This window comes from Trinickia dabaoshanensis, assembly GCF_002879885.1.
Lineage (GTDB): Bacteria > Pseudomonadota > Gammaproteobacteria > Burkholderiales > Burkholderiaceae > Trinickia > Trinickia dabaoshanensis.
Genome location: NZ_PNYA01000021.1, coordinates 85,444 through 102,681 on the forward strand (window position 1 = coordinate 85,444; position 17,238 = coordinate 102,681).

18 protein-coding genes are annotated in these 17,238 nt (G+C 62.4%); 10 read left to right on the plus strand and 8 right to left on the minus strand.

The genetic code is table 11. The annotated features are described in order from the left end of the window. Positions 1-12: 12 nt before the first annotated feature. The 3 genes from C0Z18_RS21595 (at position 13) to C0Z18_RS21605 (ending at position 2,812) form a co-directional block, all read left to right on the plus strand. Complete coding sequence (locus tag C0Z18_RS21595; RefSeq protein ID WP_102647479.1) at positions 13-576, plus strand: carboxymuconolactone decarboxylase family protein; 564 nt, start codon at positions 13-15, stop codon at positions 574-576. 37 nt (positions 577-613) lie between these two features. Continuing rightward, positions 614-1,471 carry a helix-turn-helix domain-containing protein gene (locus C0Z18_RS21600; RefSeq protein ID WP_102647480.1) on the plus strand — a complete coding sequence of 286 codons (858 nt, stop codon included), beginning with the start codon at positions 614-616 and terminating at the stop codon, positions 1,469-1,471. Positions 1,472-1,747: 276 nt separating this feature from the next. Continuing rightward, positions 1,748-2,812: a hypothetical protein gene (locus tag C0Z18_RS21605; protein WP_102647481.1), complete on the plus strand. Its 1,065-nt coding sequence runs from the start codon at positions 1,748-1,750 to the stop codon at positions 2,810-2,812. A gap of 29 nt (positions 2,813-2,841) precedes the next feature. Here the strand turns inward: C0Z18_RS21605 and C0Z18_RS21610 are convergent, their stop codons facing one another. Continuing rightward, entirely contained in the window at positions 2,842-3,474 is a 633-nt protein-coding gene (locus tag C0Z18_RS21610; RefSeq protein ID WP_102647482.1) for an FMN-dependent NADH-azoreductase, read from the minus strand. A gap of 133 nt (positions 3,475-3,607) precedes the next feature. Between C0Z18_RS21610 and C0Z18_RS21615 the strand changes: the two genes are divergently transcribed. The 3 genes from C0Z18_RS21615 (at position 3,608) to C0Z18_RS21625 (ending at position 5,532) form a co-directional block, all read left to right on the plus strand. Beyond that, positions 3,608-4,507, plus strand: coding sequence for a LysR substrate-binding domain-containing protein (locus C0Z18_RS21615; RefSeq protein WP_102647483.1), 900 nt, complete (start codon positions 3,608-3,610; stop codon positions 4,505-4,507). Between the two features lie 279 nt (positions 4,508-4,786). After that, the gene (locus C0Z18_RS21620; RefSeq protein WP_102647484.1) at positions 4,787-5,041 is read left to right on the plus strand and encodes a DUF2866 domain-containing protein; all 255 of its coding nucleotides are present in this window, start codon (positions 4,787-4,789) and stop codon (positions 5,039-5,041) included. Positions 5,042-5,139: 98 nt separating this feature from the next. Continuing rightward, on the plus strand, positions 5,140-5,532 hold the full coding sequence (locus tag C0Z18_RS21625) for a DUF6232 family protein (RefSeq protein ID WP_102647485.1): 393 nt from the start codon (positions 5,140-5,142) through the stop codon (positions 5,530-5,532). A 46-nt stretch (positions 5,533-5,578) separates the two neighbouring features. On the opposite strand, the gene C0Z18_RS21630 is transcribed toward C0Z18_RS21625, so the two are convergent. Then, complete coding sequence (locus C0Z18_RS21630) at positions 5,579-8,032, minus strand: glycogen/starch/alpha-glucan phosphorylase (RefSeq protein ID WP_102647486.1); 2,454 nt, start codon at positions 8,030-8,032, stop codon at positions 5,579-5,581. Positions 8,033-8,242: 210 nt separating this feature from the next. Between C0Z18_RS21630 and C0Z18_RS21635 the strand changes: the two genes are divergently transcribed. Beyond that, positions 8,243-8,482 carry a hypothetical protein gene (locus C0Z18_RS21635; RefSeq protein WP_233217421.1) on the plus strand — a complete coding sequence of 80 codons (240 nt, stop codon included), beginning with the start codon at positions 8,243-8,245 and terminating at the stop codon, positions 8,480-8,482. A gap of 50 nt (positions 8,483-8,532) precedes the next feature. Here C0Z18_RS21635 and C0Z18_RS21640 read toward each other — a convergent pair whose 3' ends face one another. The 4 genes from C0Z18_RS21640 to C0Z18_RS21655 all read right to left on the minus strand — a co-directional run bounded on the left by C0Z18_RS21640 (position 8,533) and on the right by C0Z18_RS21655 (position 12,414). Further along, the gene (locus C0Z18_RS21640; RefSeq protein WP_102647487.1) at positions 8,533-9,255 is read right to left on the minus strand and encodes a peptidoglycan DD-metalloendopeptidase family protein; all 723 of its coding nucleotides are present in this window, start codon (positions 9,253-9,255) and stop codon (positions 8,533-8,535) included. Between the two features lie 250 nt (positions 9,256-9,505). Beyond that, on the minus strand, positions 9,506-9,826 hold the full coding sequence (locus tag C0Z18_RS21645; protein ID WP_102647488.1) for a DUF4148 domain-containing protein: 321 nt from the start codon (positions 9,824-9,826) through the stop codon (positions 9,506-9,508). Positions 9,827-10,033: 207 nt separating this feature from the next. After that, a complete protein-coding gene (gene gndA, locus C0Z18_RS21650; protein WP_102647489.1) occupies positions 10,034-11,443 on the minus strand; it encodes an NADP-dependent phosphogluconate dehydrogenase in 1,410 nt (469 codons plus the stop codon). Between the two features lie 68 nt (positions 11,444-11,511). Beyond that, positions 11,512-12,414 (minus strand): NAD-dependent protein deacetylase, encoded by a 903-nt coding sequence (locus tag C0Z18_RS21655; protein WP_102647530.1) that lies wholly within the window; start codon positions 12,412-12,414, stop codon positions 11,512-11,514. Here C0Z18_RS21655 and C0Z18_RS33005 point away from each other — a divergent pair. Then, positions 12,413-12,550, plus strand: a complete 138-nt coding sequence (locus C0Z18_RS33005; protein WP_158244272.1) for a hypothetical protein — start codon at positions 12,413-12,415, stop codon at positions 12,548-12,550. The two genes, C0Z18_RS21655 and C0Z18_RS33005, sit on opposite strands and share 2 nt — an antisense overlap. Before the next feature lie 26 nt (positions 12,551-12,576). On the opposite strand, the gene C0Z18_RS21660 is transcribed toward C0Z18_RS33005, so the two are convergent. Beyond that, positions 12,577-13,473 carry a LysR family transcriptional regulator gene (locus tag C0Z18_RS21660; RefSeq protein ID WP_233217422.1) on the minus strand — a complete coding sequence of 299 codons (897 nt, stop codon included), beginning with the start codon at positions 13,471-13,473 and terminating at the stop codon, positions 12,577-12,579. Positions 13,474-13,578: 105 nt separating this feature from the next. Here C0Z18_RS21660 and C0Z18_RS21665 point away from each other — a divergent pair, with 105 nt between their 5' ends. Together C0Z18_RS21665 and C0Z18_RS21670 are read left to right on the plus strand one after the other, a co-directional pair. After that, positions 13,579-14,799, plus strand: coding sequence for an MFS transporter (locus C0Z18_RS21665; RefSeq protein ID WP_102647491.1), 1,221 nt, complete (start codon positions 13,579-13,581; stop codon positions 14,797-14,799). 24 nt (positions 14,800-14,823) lie between these two features. Further along, positions 14,824-15,708 carry an alpha/beta fold hydrolase gene (locus C0Z18_RS21670; protein ID WP_102647492.1) on the plus strand — a complete coding sequence of 295 codons (885 nt, stop codon included), beginning with the start codon at positions 14,824-14,826 and terminating at the stop codon, positions 15,706-15,708. A gap of 39 nt (positions 15,709-15,747) precedes the next feature. On the opposite strand, the gene C0Z18_RS21675 is transcribed toward C0Z18_RS21670, so the two are convergent. Continuing rightward, positions 15,748-17,235, minus strand: coding sequence for a purine-cytosine permease family protein (locus tag C0Z18_RS21675; protein ID WP_102647531.1), 1,488 nt, complete (start codon positions 17,233-17,235; stop codon positions 15,748-15,750). Positions 17,236-17,238 lie beyond the last annotated feature (3 nt).

Genomic DNA, 17,238 nt, shown 5'->3' on the forward strand with positions numbered 1-17,238 from the left:
CAAGGAGCTACCATGTCCAGCTATCCTCTCCATACGATCGAATCGGCTCCCGAGGGATCGAAGCCCGTGCTTCGGCAACTGCAGCAGGCGTTCGGCCTGATCCCGAACATCGCCGCAACGATGGCCGTATCGCCGGCGCTGATCAACGGTTTCATCGGCCTGTTCGAGCGCGTCCATGCGAGCAGTCTCACCGAGGCGCAGATTCAAACGCTGTTGCTGACGAACGCAGTGACGAATGCAAGCGAATGGCCGGTCGCGTTTCACACGGCGCTTGCATTGAAGGAAGGTGTGCGGCCCGCCGATGTCGACGCGATCCGGCACGGTGCCTTGCCGGACGACCCCGCACTGGCCGCGTTATCGGCATTGGCTCGCACTCTGATCGAGAAGCGGGGCCGCGTGGCCGAAGGCGACCGGAAGCGCTTTCTAGAAGCGGGCTTCAGCCTGGAGCAGATACTCGAGGTGATCGCAGTGGTAGCCGCATCGACGATCACGAATTACGCGAGCAGCGTAACGCACCCGCCGCTCGAAGCGCAGTTCGAGGACGTCGCGTGGCGTGCGCCCGTGCCCGCGGCCTGATCCATGCTTATTCATCCACACACCGTTGGGGAAATCGATGAACGTCACTCGTCCCGATCCGAAAGCGCCAACAGGCGAACTCGGTGAGCTGTTGCGCTATTGGCGGGACGTGCGTGGCGTGAGTCAGCTCGATCTGTCGCTCGAGGCCGGCATCTCGCAGCGTCAGATCAGTTTCATCGAAAGCGGGCGCAGCGTGCCCGGACGGGACACGCTGTTGACACTTGCACAGACGCTCGATGTACCGTTGCGCGAGCGCAATGTCCTGTTGCTCGCTGCCGGCTACGCGCCCGTGTATTCAGAGGCGCCATGGAATGCACAGGAGATGCATACCGTCATCGGCGCACTCGAACGGGTCGTTCGACAGCATGAGCCCTTTCCCGCGATCGTGATGGATCGTCACTGGAATGTTCTGATGACCAACGACGCGGCGCCGCGCTTTTTCAGCTCTTTCATCGATATGGCCGCGCGCACGGGTCCGCGCAACATCCTTCATTTGATCTTCGATCCGCAGGGGATGCGTCCGTTCGTGGCCGATTGGGATGCTGTTTCGCGAAGCTTGCTACAACGCGTGTATCGGGAATCGGTCGGCAACGTGATCGACGCAGGCACTAGGCGTCTGCTCGACGAACTGCTTGCCTACCCAGACGTGCCGCGTGACTGGAAGACACATCATGCGCCGCCCGCTGCGCCTACGATGCCTGTCATTCCGTTGGATTTCATCAGCGAGGGGGGGGTGCTTCGATATTTCTCGATGGTTACAACCGTCGGTGCGCCGCGCAGCGTCGTGGCACAGGAACTACGTCTGGAATGCATGTTCCCCGCCGATGACGAAACCGAAGCACGCCACCGGGCGTTGCTCGGCGCGCATTCAAAAAGTCACGGAACCGGGGGCTGACGGCCGGTTGCGGCCTCGGCTCGGTAGTACGTCGGCCTGCCGTATAGCCGAAAATCGCGACAATCAGCCTTGCAATACGATGATTCCATCTGAGCGACAGTCTGTTCTTCAGCACGTTGATACAATGGCCTATCGGGCGTACCCGCTAGACCAGATTTCCGAGACGGTGTCTCGGGAATTGCCTCCGAAAGTCGTACCTACCAAGGCCGAGACGCTGTCTCGGACGTTGAGCCTCGAGCATTTGAGCGCGCTACGACATCATTAAAAGAATGACTGATGCAATCAAACCCCAGGACCACCCGATTTTCCGAGAGCGCGGACGCCCTGCACATCGCCTATCCGACTGCGGATCGCGTTGAGCTCGCATTGCTTCTGTTGATAGGTGCAGCGATTTTGGCCGCGAACCACTATCTTTGGCAAACCACTCACGCGTCGATCTTCTCGAACAACAACTGGGTTGTCATTCCAATTTGCCTGCTAGGCGATGCGGGACTGATCGCGTTCTTCTTATGGAGCGGCAGCCTCAAGTCGACCGTATCCATACGGACGGATGGTGCCGTCCACGAGGGTATTGGCAGATGGAAATTCCCTGGGGTAATGACTGCGCTCGTGGTGAAAACGGGCGGTCCAAGATCTGCCCACCGTTGGTGGATTGACCTTCGATACGGCCAAGCAACAGTACGGTTGCCGGGTGACACGACGGAGGGCCAGACGATCGGAATGTCGGCGCAAATCAACCAGTGGTGCCAACATCGCGTCCCGGGAACGGCCGACCCGTTCGATGCTCGCGAAACGAAGCTCGCTATTAGTTGGAGCCATTATCTGTCTGTGTTTGCGTTCATCGCATTGCTCATATCCGTTGCATCTACCGGCCAAAATATCTACCTCACCGCGCAAGCAAAGCCCGCGGTATGGGCCAAGGTGTCGGTGGCAATCCTCGCGCTATCCGTTGGAGGGGCGGCCGCCGTGAGATGGGCGGCATTTGCGAAAGCAGGCGTGCGAAGGGGCGCAGGAATCGTGCTGGCGGAGGTGGCAATAGCCCTGCTGTTGATTCTCGGTGGCGGAGCAATCGTCGCTCATTCCGTCCAACGGCTCGAGGTGAGCGTGACGCCGGGCGTACTGACAACGTTCGACGCCCCATTGAGTTTAACCGCGACAACCCAGGAAAAAGGGTGCCACAGGTACGTCGTCTTCGATGACCCGTTAGTCGGTCGTGCTATTCGCTATTGCGATCCGTACCCGCTTGAATATTGGAGCAGATCGACCCGCGTCCGGGTTACGCAAAGTCAGAACGATATTGGGGTTCATATTCTTTCGGTCGATCGCGCGGCTCCAGGGTGAGCGCACCGACCAATTGGCACCCATCCCTCTCAAAACGCCCGAGCGATCGCCCGCGCCTCCTCGATCGCCCGGCTTCGATCGACCTTGCCGTCGGCACCGAACAACGTGCGCTCGACGACGATCCCGGCAACATCCTCCACCCCCACGAACTTGAGCCAAGTTTCCATATAAGGACGTTGCAAATCGAACTCACTGGCCGGCGTCAGCGAACCCGGCGACGAGTAGCTAAGACCCCGGGCATAAACAACCGCCGCTTTCTTCCCGCGCAACAAACCGGCAAAGCCCGAACTATCGAACGAGAAAAGCACATCCTTCTGCGAGATCAAGTCAATCAGTTGTTTCAGCTTGTACGGGATGCTGAAGTTCCACAACGGCACCCCGAACAGCAGCTTGTCCGCTTCGTGAAACGGCGCCGCGAGTTCCTCGATCCGTCGCCACGCGCCCGCCTGCTCCGGGGTCAACGCCGTGCCGTTGAGGCCCGCGTACTTCGCCGCCAGAGCGTCCTCGCCGAACTCGGGTAGCCCCTCATCCCAGACGTCGAACTTCCGGATCACATGACCAGGGTTCGCCGATCGGTACGCATCGAGAAACGCGCTGCACACGTCGATGGACGCCGAGTACGCCTTATTGGGCGAACCTTCGATATAGAGCACTTGAGTCATGGCACCGATCCTTTTTCGAGGGGGACGGCGACAGGCACAGTGCACGGTCGCTCGCCGTGCTTCGCAGAGTATCGAGACGGCCTATAATTTAGAAACGATATTATTCGTTCTTATTAACCTCGTTTGGTGATTAATGAGCCGCCCTCTCGATACCGCGCTCCTTCATACGTTCATCGCCGTCGCCGACACGCGTAGCTTCACCGCGGCGGGCCGCAGGCTGCACTTGAGTCAATCCGCGGTCAGTGCTCAGGTAGTGCGTCTCGAAGAACAGGTCGGATGCGCTCTGCTCGTGCGCAACACGCGTAACGTCGCGCTGACCGACCATGGCGACATGCTCCTCGGCTATGCACGCGCCATGCTCAATCTGAGCGAGGAAGCGAGAAGCCGGTTAGGAACCGGCGATACCTATAGCGGGAAGCTGCGCATCGGCGTGTCGGAGGATTTTGCGGGCGGATGGCTTGCCGACGCGATACGCCGCTTCAGCGTCGCGCGCCGCGGTTTGCTGCTGGACTTGACCGTCGACATTGGGGACCATTTATTTCGACGGCACGCAAACGGCGATTTCGATCTAGTGATCGGTAGCCGATGCGCTCCGTTGAACCATGGCGTGACCTTGTGGCGAGAGCCGCTCGCTTGGGCGTTTGCGCGACATGAGCCGCTTCCCGAAGGCGATGTACCGCTCGCGTGCTTTCCCGATCCGTGTCCGTTTCGCGAGGCAGCCGTCAAAGCGCTGACCCTTGCGGGTATGCCGTATCGCGTCGCCTGCGAGAGCCCGAGTGCCACGGGCGTCCATACGTTCGCTCGAGCCGGTATCGCGATCGCCCCCCTGCCACGCTGCATGATCGACGACGAGCTGCGGGAACTCGGTGCGGCGGAGGGTCTACCTGAACTACCCGACGTCGAGTTCGTCATGCTCGTCGACGAGGACATGGCGCCCGCCGTCGAATTCGCCGAGATGATTTTCGATGAAGTCCACGCGCGAATGGGCACTCGCGCGACTCGACATGGCAGAGCACGGCCGAAGCCGGACTGACCCGGCGCATTACCCATTGAAAGTGTGACGAGGTATTACACGCGGGGACGCAATAGCATAGGAAATCCTTATCTATCAGCCAGTTATCCAAGCTTTCGTTCCCCGATGCCTTTCTCGCACGCGAGAAACACCCGCTCCCTTTAAGGCTCGCTTAATTCTCGGCTGCGACTATGCATCCCATACCACCCCTGTTGAGCCGCCGGAGCATCGGCGGCGTTTTTTTATAGTCCTACGCGTGGCGGCCGCACGGCCCGTGCGGCGCCGTAAAGGGAAACGGCGATGATCGAAGATTCGGTGTACAAGCATCTGCGCACGATGCTCAAACGCGAGCACGCACTACCGGTCCAAAGCTGCCGCGTGTCGATGCCCGTGCAACGCCCCTGGGGGCGCACTTACCGGCTCGTCGAATGGACGATGCACAAAGATTCCCCGTCGAATCGATGCGTCGTACCGGCCGAATACACGGATACGGATATCGCTCGGCTCGTCGCTTCGCACGTTCCGGGTCGCATGTACTGCGACGAACTCTGCTGAACTGAAGGCTAAAACGGGTGCGGCGCCGTGTCCAATGACGCGTTGCGCCGATATCTGCTAGGCTGGCGGGCCAATCACCTCCGTTCCAACGTTTCTCGATGGATAACAACTTCAACGAGCGTGGCGTCATGATCACGCGCAACGGGCTGAGCGCGGGCGGCCAAATCTTTTCGTTGCGAGAGATTCAAAGCACACGCGTCGAGACGATTCAAAAGAATAAGGTCCTGCCGCTCACACTTTCGCTCGCGGGTGCAGCCGCCGCCGTCGCGGGAGCTATCGTGTCCTCGGGCGCCGCGCTCACGCTCGGCGCGATGATGATCGTCGTCGGCATCCTCGCCTGGACCACGCAAGACATCAAACACCGGCTCATGGTCGCCACTCAAGGCGGCGATCGGGAAGCGCTCTCCAGCCCCGATCCCGACTTCGTCGAACGCGTGCAGCAAGCGCTGCAAAACGCGCTCGCATCGATTCGCGACACCGCGGCGCAGTAACCGCGAGACCCGCCGCCCGGTCATCCGAGCCGCGGGGTCCGCTCGCTCAATCGAACGACAACCGCTTCACGCGCCAAATCTTTTGCGCATACTCGTCGATGGTGCGATCGGAAGAAAAACGTCCCATGCCGGCCACGTTTTCTATCGCGCTCGATGTCCATGCACGCGGATCGCGGAAGCGCGCATCGACGGCATCTTGAGCCGCGGCGAACGCCGCGAAATCGGCGAGCACCATGTAGTGATCGCCCCAATCCACCAAGGTATGGAAGATGTCGGAGAACCGATGGGGGTCTCCGTCGGAAAAGTACCCCGATCGGATTTGATCGAGCGCCTGTCGCAATTCCGGATCGCGCTCGTATATCTCCCGGGGCCGGTAACCGGATGCGCGCAACGCGCTCACGCCATCGGCCGTATGACCGAAGATGAACATGTTCTCGCGCCCCACGGCTTCGCAGATTTCGATGTTCGCGCCGTCCATCGTGCCGATTGTCAAGGCACCGTTGAGCGCAAGCTTCATGTTTCCGGTGCCCGAAGCCTCGGTGCCCGCCATCGATATTTGCTCGGATAAGTCAGCGGCCGGAATCATCAGCTCCGCCACGCTCACGCCGTAATTGGGCACGAACACGACCTTCAACCGATCGCCGACGATGGGATCGCGATTGATCTTCTCGCTCACGTCCCCGATCAGCTTGATGATCGTCTTCGCCATCTTGTATGCGGACGCGGCCTTGCCGGCGAACATGACGACACGCGGCACCCAATCGTCGCCGGGCCGGGCGCGAATGCGGTTGTACCGGACGATCACATGCAGCACGTTCAGCAGTTGCCGCTTGTACTCGTGAATCCGCTTCACCTGCAAATCGAATAGCGCATCAGGATGCACCGTGCAGCCGGTCTCGTGCAACAAGCGCTGTGCGAGCCCGATCTTATTGCGCCGCTTCGCCGCGCGAAACTCCGACGTGAACGCCGCGTCCTCCTTGAACTCGCGCAGCTTCGACAGTTCGAACAAATTCGTGCGCCAGCCAGTGCCGATATGCGAGTCGATAAGCTTCGACAGAGGTTGGTTCGCCTGAGACAGCCAGCGTCTGGGCGTGATGCCGTTCGTCACGTTCGTGAAGCGCTCGGGGAAAAACCGCGCGAATTCGCTGAAGAATTCACGCTCCATCAACTGCGAATGCAACTGCGAAACGCCGTTGACCTTCTGGCTCGCAACGATCGCGAGGTGCGCCATGCGCACGCGCCGCTGGCCGAATTCGTCGACGAGCGACACGCGGCGGATCACGTCGATATCGTGTCCGAAGTGCTCGCTTGCCTCTTTCAAAAAGCCGGCGTTGATCTCGAAGATGATTTCGAGGTGCCGCGGCAGCAAGCGCGCGAGCATGTCGACGTCCCATGTTTCGAGGGCTTCGGGCATCAGCGTGTGATTCGTATACGAAAACACCTGATGCACCATCTTCCAAGCGCGATCCCACGGCACATGATGGATATCCACGAGCAGGCGCATCAGCTCGGGAATCGCGAGCACCGGGTGCGTGTCGTTCAAGTGAATCGCGACTTTCTCCGAGAAACGTCCGAAGGTGCTATGCGTGCGCTGATACCGGCGAATCAAATCCTGCATCGTCGCCGAGACGAAAAAGTACTCCTGACGCAGCCGCAATTCCCGGCCCGCTGGCGTCGAATCGTCGGGATAAAGCAGCCGCGATACGTTCTCCGAATGCTCCTTCGCTTCGACCGCGCGGCGATAGTCGCCTTGATTGAAAGCCGACAGATCGAGTTCCTCGGTAGCCCTCGCGGACCAGAGCCGCAACGTATTGGTCGCGCTCGTACCGAAGCCGGGTATGACCGTGTCGAACGCCATCGCGTTGACGTGCTCGGTGTCGATCCATTCCGTGTGGCCATCGCGCACGATCGTGCGCCCGCCGAAATGCACGATGTACTGCACCTCGGGACGAGGAAACTCCCACGGGTTGCCGGCGCGCAACCAATAGTCGGGCGTCTCGACCTGCTCGCCGTCGACGATTTGCTGGCGGAACATGCCGTAGTCGTATCGAATCCCGTAGCCGAAACCCGGGATGGCAAGCGTCGCCATCGAATCGAGAAAACACGCGGCCAGCCGGCCGAGGCCTCCGTTGCCGAGCGCCGCATCGGGCTCGAGATCGATCACGGCCTCCATGTCCACGCCGAGACTCGCCAATGCTTCCTTCATCTGATCGTAGATACCGAGCGCAAGCAGTGCGTTCGTGAACGTGCGGCCGATGAGAAACTCCATCGACAAGTAGTAAACGCGTTTGACGTCTTGTTCGTACTGTTGCCGCGTAGTGGTCATCCAGCGGGCGACCAGCCGGTCGCGCACGGCGAGGGCCGCGGCGTTGAGCCAATCTTGCGGCCTGGCCGCGACGGCGTCTTTTCCCACGCCGTACATCAGCCGGTTGGAGATGGAGCGCCTAAGCGCGTCGACGGTACTGTTGAGCTGGTCGAATTCCAGATCGACGGCTGTCATCGAATTCCTCCTCGGACAACGAGCGGCATGCGCCTTGCTGGCGAACGGCCCCAGACGCCTACCGCGGGAACATTCAGGTTACGCCATTTCGAGCCGACGCGAAGCCGGGCTCGAGCGCTTCGCTCGGCGCGCCTGCTCGCGCATGGCGTTGGCACCGCGACGCGCGGCGGCCTAGTATGCAAACACCGCCAGCGTTCATCGGAGATCGATATGACCACCCAAGCGAACATCCATTCGGTCATCGGCATGCTTCACGCACAAGAACTGCTGAGCCTCTCGATTATCCGTGCGCTCCCAACCGAGACGCGATGCGCCATCGCCGACGAATTGAAGGCGCACGCCGAACTATCGACACAACCTCACGCGAGCGGTTCCGCACAGCGCGATACGCTCGAGGCATTCCACGCGAATGTGAAACGGCTCTCCATCGTGCTGGCGTCGCTCTGTTAGGGCGCCAGCACGGCGGGTGCCCGCCGGAGGTTGAGAAAGATATGAGCCGGTCAGCGCGGCAGAAATGCCAAGGGATCGACGGGCTTGCCGGCGCGGCGGATTTCGAATTCGACGGTACCGCGCCCGTTGGTATCGGCACCCATCTGCGCAAGGAGTTGCCCTTGCTTGACCGTGTCGCCTTCCTTGACGTACACGTCGCCGTTGATGGCGTAGCCGGTCACCACATCGCCGCCGTGCTTGACCACGACCAGCGATTTGTATTGATCGATTCCGGTACCGACATAGATGACGTTGCCGTCCGCCGACGCCTTCACCGGTTCCTCGGGCCGGCCGGTGATACGGATGCCTTTGACGTTTCCGGCATCGCCCGTGAGCCGGACGACTTGCCCATACGCGGGCCAAGCGGGGTGGACAGCGATCGCGTCGTTCCCGTTTCCATTCGCACCGGAGGCTAGGCCCGGCGGCGGCGCCACGCGCACGACTTGCCCCGGCGTCAGCATGGCCGTGCGCGGCATGTTGTTCCATTGCGCCACTTGATCGGGGTTTTGACCGAATGCGCTGGCGATACCGGGCAGCGTATCGCCCGGATTGACGCGATAAAAACCCGCGGGGACGCGCGTGCTTTGCACGCTCTGGGACGGGGGCTGCGATCCGAATGGCGATTGCAACCAATCGCCCGTCGCACAACCGGCCAAAATCGTTGCGCCGGTCAGCGCCAACGCAGCGCGCGCCCATGCAAGGCGCTGTCGTCCTGGAATGCTCACTGTCTTCACCTCGGCCCTCGATCGATGCAATGTTGCTCTTCGAACACGTTCCGCCGGCGCCTAGCAAAGCACTTGCGCCGACGGGCGGACGTTTATCGTATTCCACGATCGTACTTGCCGAACATCGTACATGCTCACGCCGAAAGACAAAACAAAACTGGCTCGCGCTCCTTGCGGGAGCAGCGAGCCAGTCTCATCTTTCGACCGATCGCCCCTGTCTGACACAGAGGGCGCGATCGCGTTCCGCCGTCGAGCGCTCTTAGTGGCCGAAATACGTGGACTCGGGCTGCGCGCTATCGGTACCCATCGGCCGCACTACCGCGGGGCCACCCGACTGCGAGGTGCCGGCCGCCACGCCGCCGTAGCCTTCCTGCGCATGGACGCGCTGCTCGGCCGCTTGAATGTCGTCCGGATAGTACGGACTGCGCGCGGCAGGGTTATAGCCTGCCTGCTCCACATTGATCAGATCCTGGCGCACTTCTTCGCGCGTGACCGGGCCGTTGGTGGACGTTTGAGCGTACGACGCGAGCGGTGCAGCCAAAGCGGAAGCGGCAACCATTGCATACACGAATGACTTCATGATCAACCTCCGTTACTGGTTCGCCACGTGCGAAGTGCCGCAGCGATTAATTCCAGTCTAGTCAGTCGATCACCTAGGGAAAACCACTAATTCGACGAAATTGAATTTCTATATGAGCAACAATCTCGCAAAATCGGCAAAGTTTCCTGCACAAAGCGGGATCAATTGTGCATTTTTGCGCATTGATCCCGCCCTATCGCTAAACGCTTACGCCCAGTTTGCGTGGAAGCTGCCTTCGCGATCGATCCGTTCGAACGTATGCGCGCCGAAGAAATCGCGCTGCGCCTGAACGAGATTGGCCGGCAACCGTTCGGACCGGTAAGCGTCGAAATAAGCGATCGCCGAGGCAAACGCGGGCACCGGCACGCCGGCCGTCACGGCCGCCACGACGACGTCGCGCAACGCCGCTTGATAGCGCTCGGCGATTTCGCGGAAATACGGATCGAGCAGCAAATTGGCAAGCGCGCGATCGTTCGCGTACGCATCGGTGATCTTCTGTAGGAAGCGCGCCCGGATGATGCAGCCCGCTCGGAAAATCTTCGCGATGCCGCCGAAATCGAGGTTCCACTTGTACTCCTCGGACGCGGCGCGCAATTGAGCGAAGCCCTGGGCGTACGAGATTACCTTGCTGAAATAGAGCGCCCGGCGCACGGCCTCGACGAAGGCGGCCCGATCGCCGGCGAACGGCTTGGCCTGCGGGCCCGCGAGCACCTTGCTCGCGGCGACGCGCTGCGATTTCAGCGACGACAGCACGCGGGCGAACACGGACTCCGTAATGAGCGGCAGCGGCACGCCGAGGTCGAGCGCGTTTTGGCTCGTCCACTTGCCCGTGCCCTTTTGCGCGGCGCGATCGAGGATGACGTCGACGAGATCCTTGCCCGTCTCATCGTCGCGTTTGCCGAAAATCTTCGCGGTGATATCGATGAGGTAGCTGTCGAGTTCGCCTTCGTTCCATTCCGTGTAGACCTTGGCCAATTCGGGATTCGTCAGCCCGGCCACTTGCTTGAGCACGGCATAGCTTTCGGCGATCAATTGCATGTCGCCGTATTCGATACCGTTGTGCACCATCTTCACGAAGTGGCCCGCACCGTCCGGGCCGATATAGGCGACGCACGGTTCGCCGTCCGGCGCCTTGGCGGCGATTTGAGTCAAGATCGGTGCGACGAGTTCGTAGGCGTCACGCGGGCCGCCCGGCATGATCGCGGGCCCCTTGAGCGCCCCCTCCTCGCCGCCCGACACACCCGTGCCGATGAAATGCAATCCGGCCTGTGCGAGCTCTTGATTCCGGCGGATCGTATCGGTGAAGGGCGTGTTGCCCCCGTCGATGAGGACGTCGCCCTTATCGAGCAGCGGCTTGAGCGCCGCAATGGTCGCGTCGGTCGGCTCGCCCGCCTTGACCATCAGCAAAATACGCCGAGGCTTTTCGAGCGAATCGACGAACTGCTCGAGCGAATGCGCGGGCACGAGCTTGCGATCCGGAAATTGCGCGACGAGTTCGTCCGTCTTCTCGCGGCTGCGGTTGTAGACCGCGACCGTATAACCGCGGCTTTCGATGTTCAACGCTAGATTGCGGCCCATCACCGCAAGCCCGATGACGCCAATGGCTGGTTTGCCCATTTGTCGAATTCTCCAAAAAGCCGACGCGCCCGGCGGATCGCGCCGCACACGTCACGACGGTACGACCGTCAACGATAAGAAACTAAAGGCGCGACGCGCGCGGCCGCTTGGGCCAGCGCTTCGCCGCACGGGGCTTGAATCTTCAGCGATAGCAGCGCATCGGCGCGCGTGACGCCGATATTGATCGCGGCAATCGGCGTGCCCGCCTTCGCTGCCCACATACAGAATCGGTAACCCGAAAACACCATCAGCGACGACCCCACCACGAGCATGGCGTCCGCCGCTTCGAGCGCTTCGGAGGCCGCCTGCACGCGATCGCGCGGCACGTTCTCGCCGAAAAAAACCACGTCGGGCTTGAGCATGCCGCCGCAATGCGGGCAGTTCGGCACGCGAAAGACATCGAGCGCGTCCCACTCGAGATGCGCATCGCCATCGGCCGAAGCCGCGGCGCTCACTTCAGCGAGGTCGAGATTATCGCGCAAGAGCCAGGTTTGGACCTGCGCGCGCGGATATCGGCTGGCGCAGTCGAGGCAAATCACATCGTCGATACTGCCGTGCAACTCCACGACGCCGCTGCTCCCGGCCCGCTGATGCAGTCCGTCGACGTTCTGCGTGACCAGACGCGCTATGCGGCCCACCGCTCCAAGACGGGCCAGCGCCTCATGCGCAGCATTGGGCCGCGCCCGGTCGAGCATCGGCCAGCCGACCATGCTGCGCGCCCAATACCGGCGCCTCGCGTGTTCGGAGTCGCGGAAGGCTTGCCACTGAATCGGTTGCGCACGCATCCAGTTGCCGTGCAGATCGCGATAGCCGGGGATGCCGGACGCAACGCTGACACCCGCGCCCGTCAAAACGAAAAGCCGCTTGTGCGCGGCGACGAACTCGCACAAGTCGTCGAACGCCGCCGGATCTAGCGCGGGTTCGCGGGACGAAGGCTCGGGTAGTCGAATCGAAGCGGGCGACTCGGTCATGATGAGCAGCGACTCCTCCAACAACACTAACGGCGGCAACGGCGACGATGGCGACGATGGCTCGCGCCGCGCGGGCAGAGACGACGCGCATTCTACGCCGTTCGACCGGAACGTGCCGCCGCCCGAACGCGTGTGAGCCGCCCCGGCAAGGCCGACGCTGCCTTAAAGTTTCTCGCCGGCAAGCCGGGCGGCGAGAAAATCGATCAGCAGGCGTGTACGCGCGGGCATTTTGCGTGTGCGCAGCCAGAGCGCGAACAGCGGTAGCGGCGCGGGCTCATGCTGAGGCAGCACGATGCTCACGCGCCCGGCTTCGAGCGCATCGCGAATCTGCCAGAAGGCGGCCAGCCCGATTCCCAACCCGCCCATCACCGCCGCGTTGACGGCCGCGACTTGATCGCTCTCGAAGCGGCCCGCCACGTTCACCGAGACCTCCGCGCCGGTGTGCGCGGTGAAGCTCCACCGATACGGGTTCCCGACGCCGGTGCGCACGACGCACGCATGCGAGGCGAGATCCTCCGGCGTCTGCGGGTGCCCATGTGAAGCGAGGTACGAGGCCGAGGCAAATGCCACCCGCCGCACGTCGGCAAGCTTGCGCGCGACCAATCGCGAATCGGGTGTGGCGCCGATTCGCACCGTCACGTCGGCGCCGCTCGCCGCCGGATCGCTGAACTCGTCGTCGAGCGTGACGGACGCGTCCAACTCCGGATGACGCAGCAAAAATTCGGCGACGAGCGGCACGACGAAACGCGGCCCGAACAGGCTCGGCGCATTGACGCGCAATCTACCCGTCAACCGCCGCGCGTCTTCCGCCAACTCGGTTTGCGCGATCTCCAGATCGGCGAGGATCGCCTTCACGCGCTGATAAAACCGTTCACCGGCGGCGCTCAGTCGCGAGGTGCGCGTCGTGCGTAATACGAGCGTCGCGCCCATGTCGCTCTCGAGCGTTTGCAGTCCTCGGCTCACCGCTTGGAGCGACCTGCCCACTCGCCGCGCCGCACCCGTCAAGCTGCCCTCTTCCGCGATCGCTACGAAGGTCTCGAGTTCGCGCAACGATTGCATCGTTATTCTCCCGATTTCTTGGACTATGTCTCCCTGACAAGGCCAATTACATTCACGAAACGAGAGGGTAGCATCATTCGGAATCTCTTTTTGGACGATATTTCTATGGACACTTGCCCGCAGCGCGCCCTACCTCAACCGGCAGCCGGTCGCCACGGCGTGCCGATTTTGCTCTTCGCGACTTTGGTGGGCGTCGCGGTGTTGCCCCTGTACGCATCGCAAGTCATGCTCGGCGCGCTCGATGCCTCGCTGCATTTGCGCGCCTGGACGACGCTCGTCACGGCGCTGACGATGCTCGGCTACGCCGTGGGGCTCGTGGCGCTCGTTCCACTCGTCGATCGCCTGCCGAACCGTCCGCTGATCGGCGCCACGCTGGCCGCACAGGCGCTCTTCCTGGCTGTCGCAGCGCTCGCGCCGGCGCCGATCGTCTTTCTCTTCGCATCGCTTGCGATCGGAATCACAGCCAGCGCGATCCAAATGCTCGTTCCCGCCGCCGCGGCGCTCGCGCCTGTGGAGGCACGCGGCGCCGTCGTCGGAAACGTCATGAGCGGACTCATGCTCGGCATTTTGCTTTCGCGCCCCCTTGCCAGCATCGTGACGCGGGCACTCGGATGGCGCGGTTTTTTTCTCGCGGATGCCGCGCTGCTCGCGCTCGTCGCCGCTTGCGCCGTACCGCGCCTGCCTGCGCTGCTGCCCGCCGGCAAGCCTTCCTATCGCGTCTTGATTGCCTCGCTGGGCCGTCTCGTCGTGTCGACCCAAACCCTGCGGAGACATGCGCTATACCAAGCGCTTCTCATGACCGGCTTCAATATGTTTTGGACGAGCGTAGCCGTCGTACTCGCGCGCGCGCCGTTTCATTGCAGCGCCGAGCAAATCGCGGTGTTCGCGCTGGCGGGCGCGGGCGGCGCACTAGCCGCGCCGATCGCGGGGCATGCGGCCGATCGCGGCCACGCGCGACGAGCCAAACAAACGGCACACGTCCTAGCGATCGCCGCCATCGTGATCGCCGCATGGGCGCTGACGGCACCGCTGCCGCGTACCGCCGCGATCGGGATCGCCGCCGCGGCGGCGTTCCTGCTCGACGCGGGGGTCATCGCGGATCAGGCATTGGGGCGGCGCGCGATCAACTTGCTCGCGCCCGAATCGAGAGGCCGCGTCAACGGCTTGTTCACTGGGCTATTCTTTATCGGCGGCGCGGTGGGCGCTGCGCTCTCGGGTCCAACGCTTGCTTCGATGGGTTGGCTTGGCGTCAGTGCCGTCACGCTCGTCGTATTTACCGCCGCCGCATCGATTCATCAGACGCATCGCGATCGAACGCCGTCCTGACTCCCCCATACTCAGGAGAACCAAATGAATTGGACTCGTGCAAACATCCGATATAAGACGATCGATATCGATGGGTTGGACATCTTTTACCGCGAGGCAGGTCCGCGCGACGCACCCGTTTTGTTGTTGCTGCACGGATTTCCTTCATCGTCGCGCATGTACGAGACGCTGCTGCCCCCGCTTGCCGATCGCTATCGGCTCATCGCCCCCGACTATCCTGGATTCGGCCACAGCACGGCGCTGCCGCCCGGCGAATTCTTCTATACGTTCGACCGTCTCGCCCAAGTAATGACGCGTTTCGCCGATAGGCTCGAACTCGACCGATTCGCGTTGTTCGTTCAGGATTACGGCGGCCCCGTCGGCTTTCGGATGGCGCAAGCGCAGCCGGAGCGAATCCGAGCGATCGTCGTGCAAAACGCCGTGGCTCACGAGGAGGGGCTCGGGCCGCTATGGGACACGCGCAAGGCGTTTTGGGAGGATCGGCCCCGGCACGAGGCCGCGTTGCGCGCGAACCTATTGTCATTCGACGCGACGCGGTTGCGCCACGTGGGTCACACGGCCCATCCCGAACGATACGATCCCGATGCATGGCACGACGAGTTCGCATTCTTGTCGAGTCCCGGGCAGATCGACATTCAAACCGAACTCTTTTACGACTACCGGACGAACGTCGAGCGCTATCCGCACTGGCAGCGCTATATGCGCGAACATCGGCCGCCGATGTTGGTGCTATGGGGCAAACACGATCCGTCGTTCACGGTGGAGGGCGCACATGCCTATCGACGCGACGTGCCTAACGCCGAGGTGCACGTGCTCGAGGCGGGTCACTTCGCATTGGACGAAGCCTGCGACGAAGTGGCCGCCCACACGCGCCGCTTCTTGGTATCGCTCGACGAAGCGGGCAGGTGAGCGCTCCATCACCGGAGACCCGGCCCGCCGGCCCGGCGATTACCGCGGCGATTCGCCGGCCGCGCGCGCTGCCGGCTGCGTGCGCCACGTTGCGCTCGCAGCGGCCACGCTCGCCGCGGCGTCGCCGGGCAATATGAGCCGATCGGGCACATGCGCCCGGTTGCCCCGAACGGCGACGTAGTAGAGCAGCGCGGGAACCGCCAGCCCCACGATCCATGAGATGTCCGCGCCGCCCAACGCGCCGACGAGCGGGCCCGTGTAAAAGCCCGTGGCGATAAACGGCATCTGCACGAGCACGCCGATCGCGTAGACCACGAGACCGGTGAAGTTGAACCGGCCATAGCGCCCGTTCGGATCGTAGAGCGCGGGCACGTCATAGCGCTCCTTGGTCACGCAGTAGTAGTCGACGAGGTTGATCGCGCTCCATGGCGTGAAAAACGCGAGCAAAAACAGAATGAACGAGGAGAAGGCCTTCAAGAACGCGTGCTGACCCGCCAACGCGATCCAGACGACGATCGCGAGCATGCCGACGATGCAGCCCGTGCGCATCGCAGCCGAGATGCTGCGCCGCCCCGCCAACCCCGTGGCGATCGTCGCGACCGACATCACGCAACCGTATGCGTTCAAGGTCGTGGCCGTGAGCTTGCCGAGCGCGATCGCGAAGTAAAGCAGCGCAGCCGCGATCCCACCGCCGCCAAGACCGACGACGTACGTCACCTCATGCCCGGCGAACGCCTGGCCCGCGAGCGCCGCGGCGAATACGCCGAACGTCATCGACGCTTGCGAACCGACGACCGATCCCAACCAGACGGCCCAAAACGTGCGCGACGTGGAAGTGGCTCGCGGCAGATAGCGCGAGTAATCGGCGACGTACGGGCCATAAGCGATCTGCCACGACGCCGATAGCGACATCGCCAGCAAAAAATCGGCGACCGTGAAATGCCGAATCGCCAACAGCGCGGCGATATCGTGGTTGGCGAGCAAGCGTGCGAACAAATAGACGAACGCCACGACGCCAACCAGACTCATGAGCCGTCCCAACCCATGAATCAGGCGATAGCCGAGCACGGCAGCCAGCAGCACGAGCGCCGCAAAAACCAGCACGCCCGAGGTGGGCGTGATACCGCTCAACTGGGCAATAGCCTGCCCGGCCAGCACGGTTCCGCCCGCCGAAAATCCCACGTACATCAGACACACGAGCACGAGCGGCAGCGTGGCGCCCCATACGCCGAATTGGACGCGGCTCGAAATCATTTGCGGGAGTCCCAGCGCCGGCCCTTGCGCGCCATGCAGCGCCATCACCGCGCCGCCGAGCATTTGGCCGATGGCTAGGCCCACCAGCGACCAGAACACGTCGCCGCCCAGCACGACGGCGAGCGCGCCCGTGACGATAGCCGTGATCTGCAGGTTCGCGCCGAGCCAAAGCGTGAATTGACTGACCGGTCTGCCGTGCCGTTCCGAATCGGGAATGTAGTCGATCGTGCGGCGTTCCGCGAAAGGCCGGGATTCCGAAGTCGTATTCGCCATGGC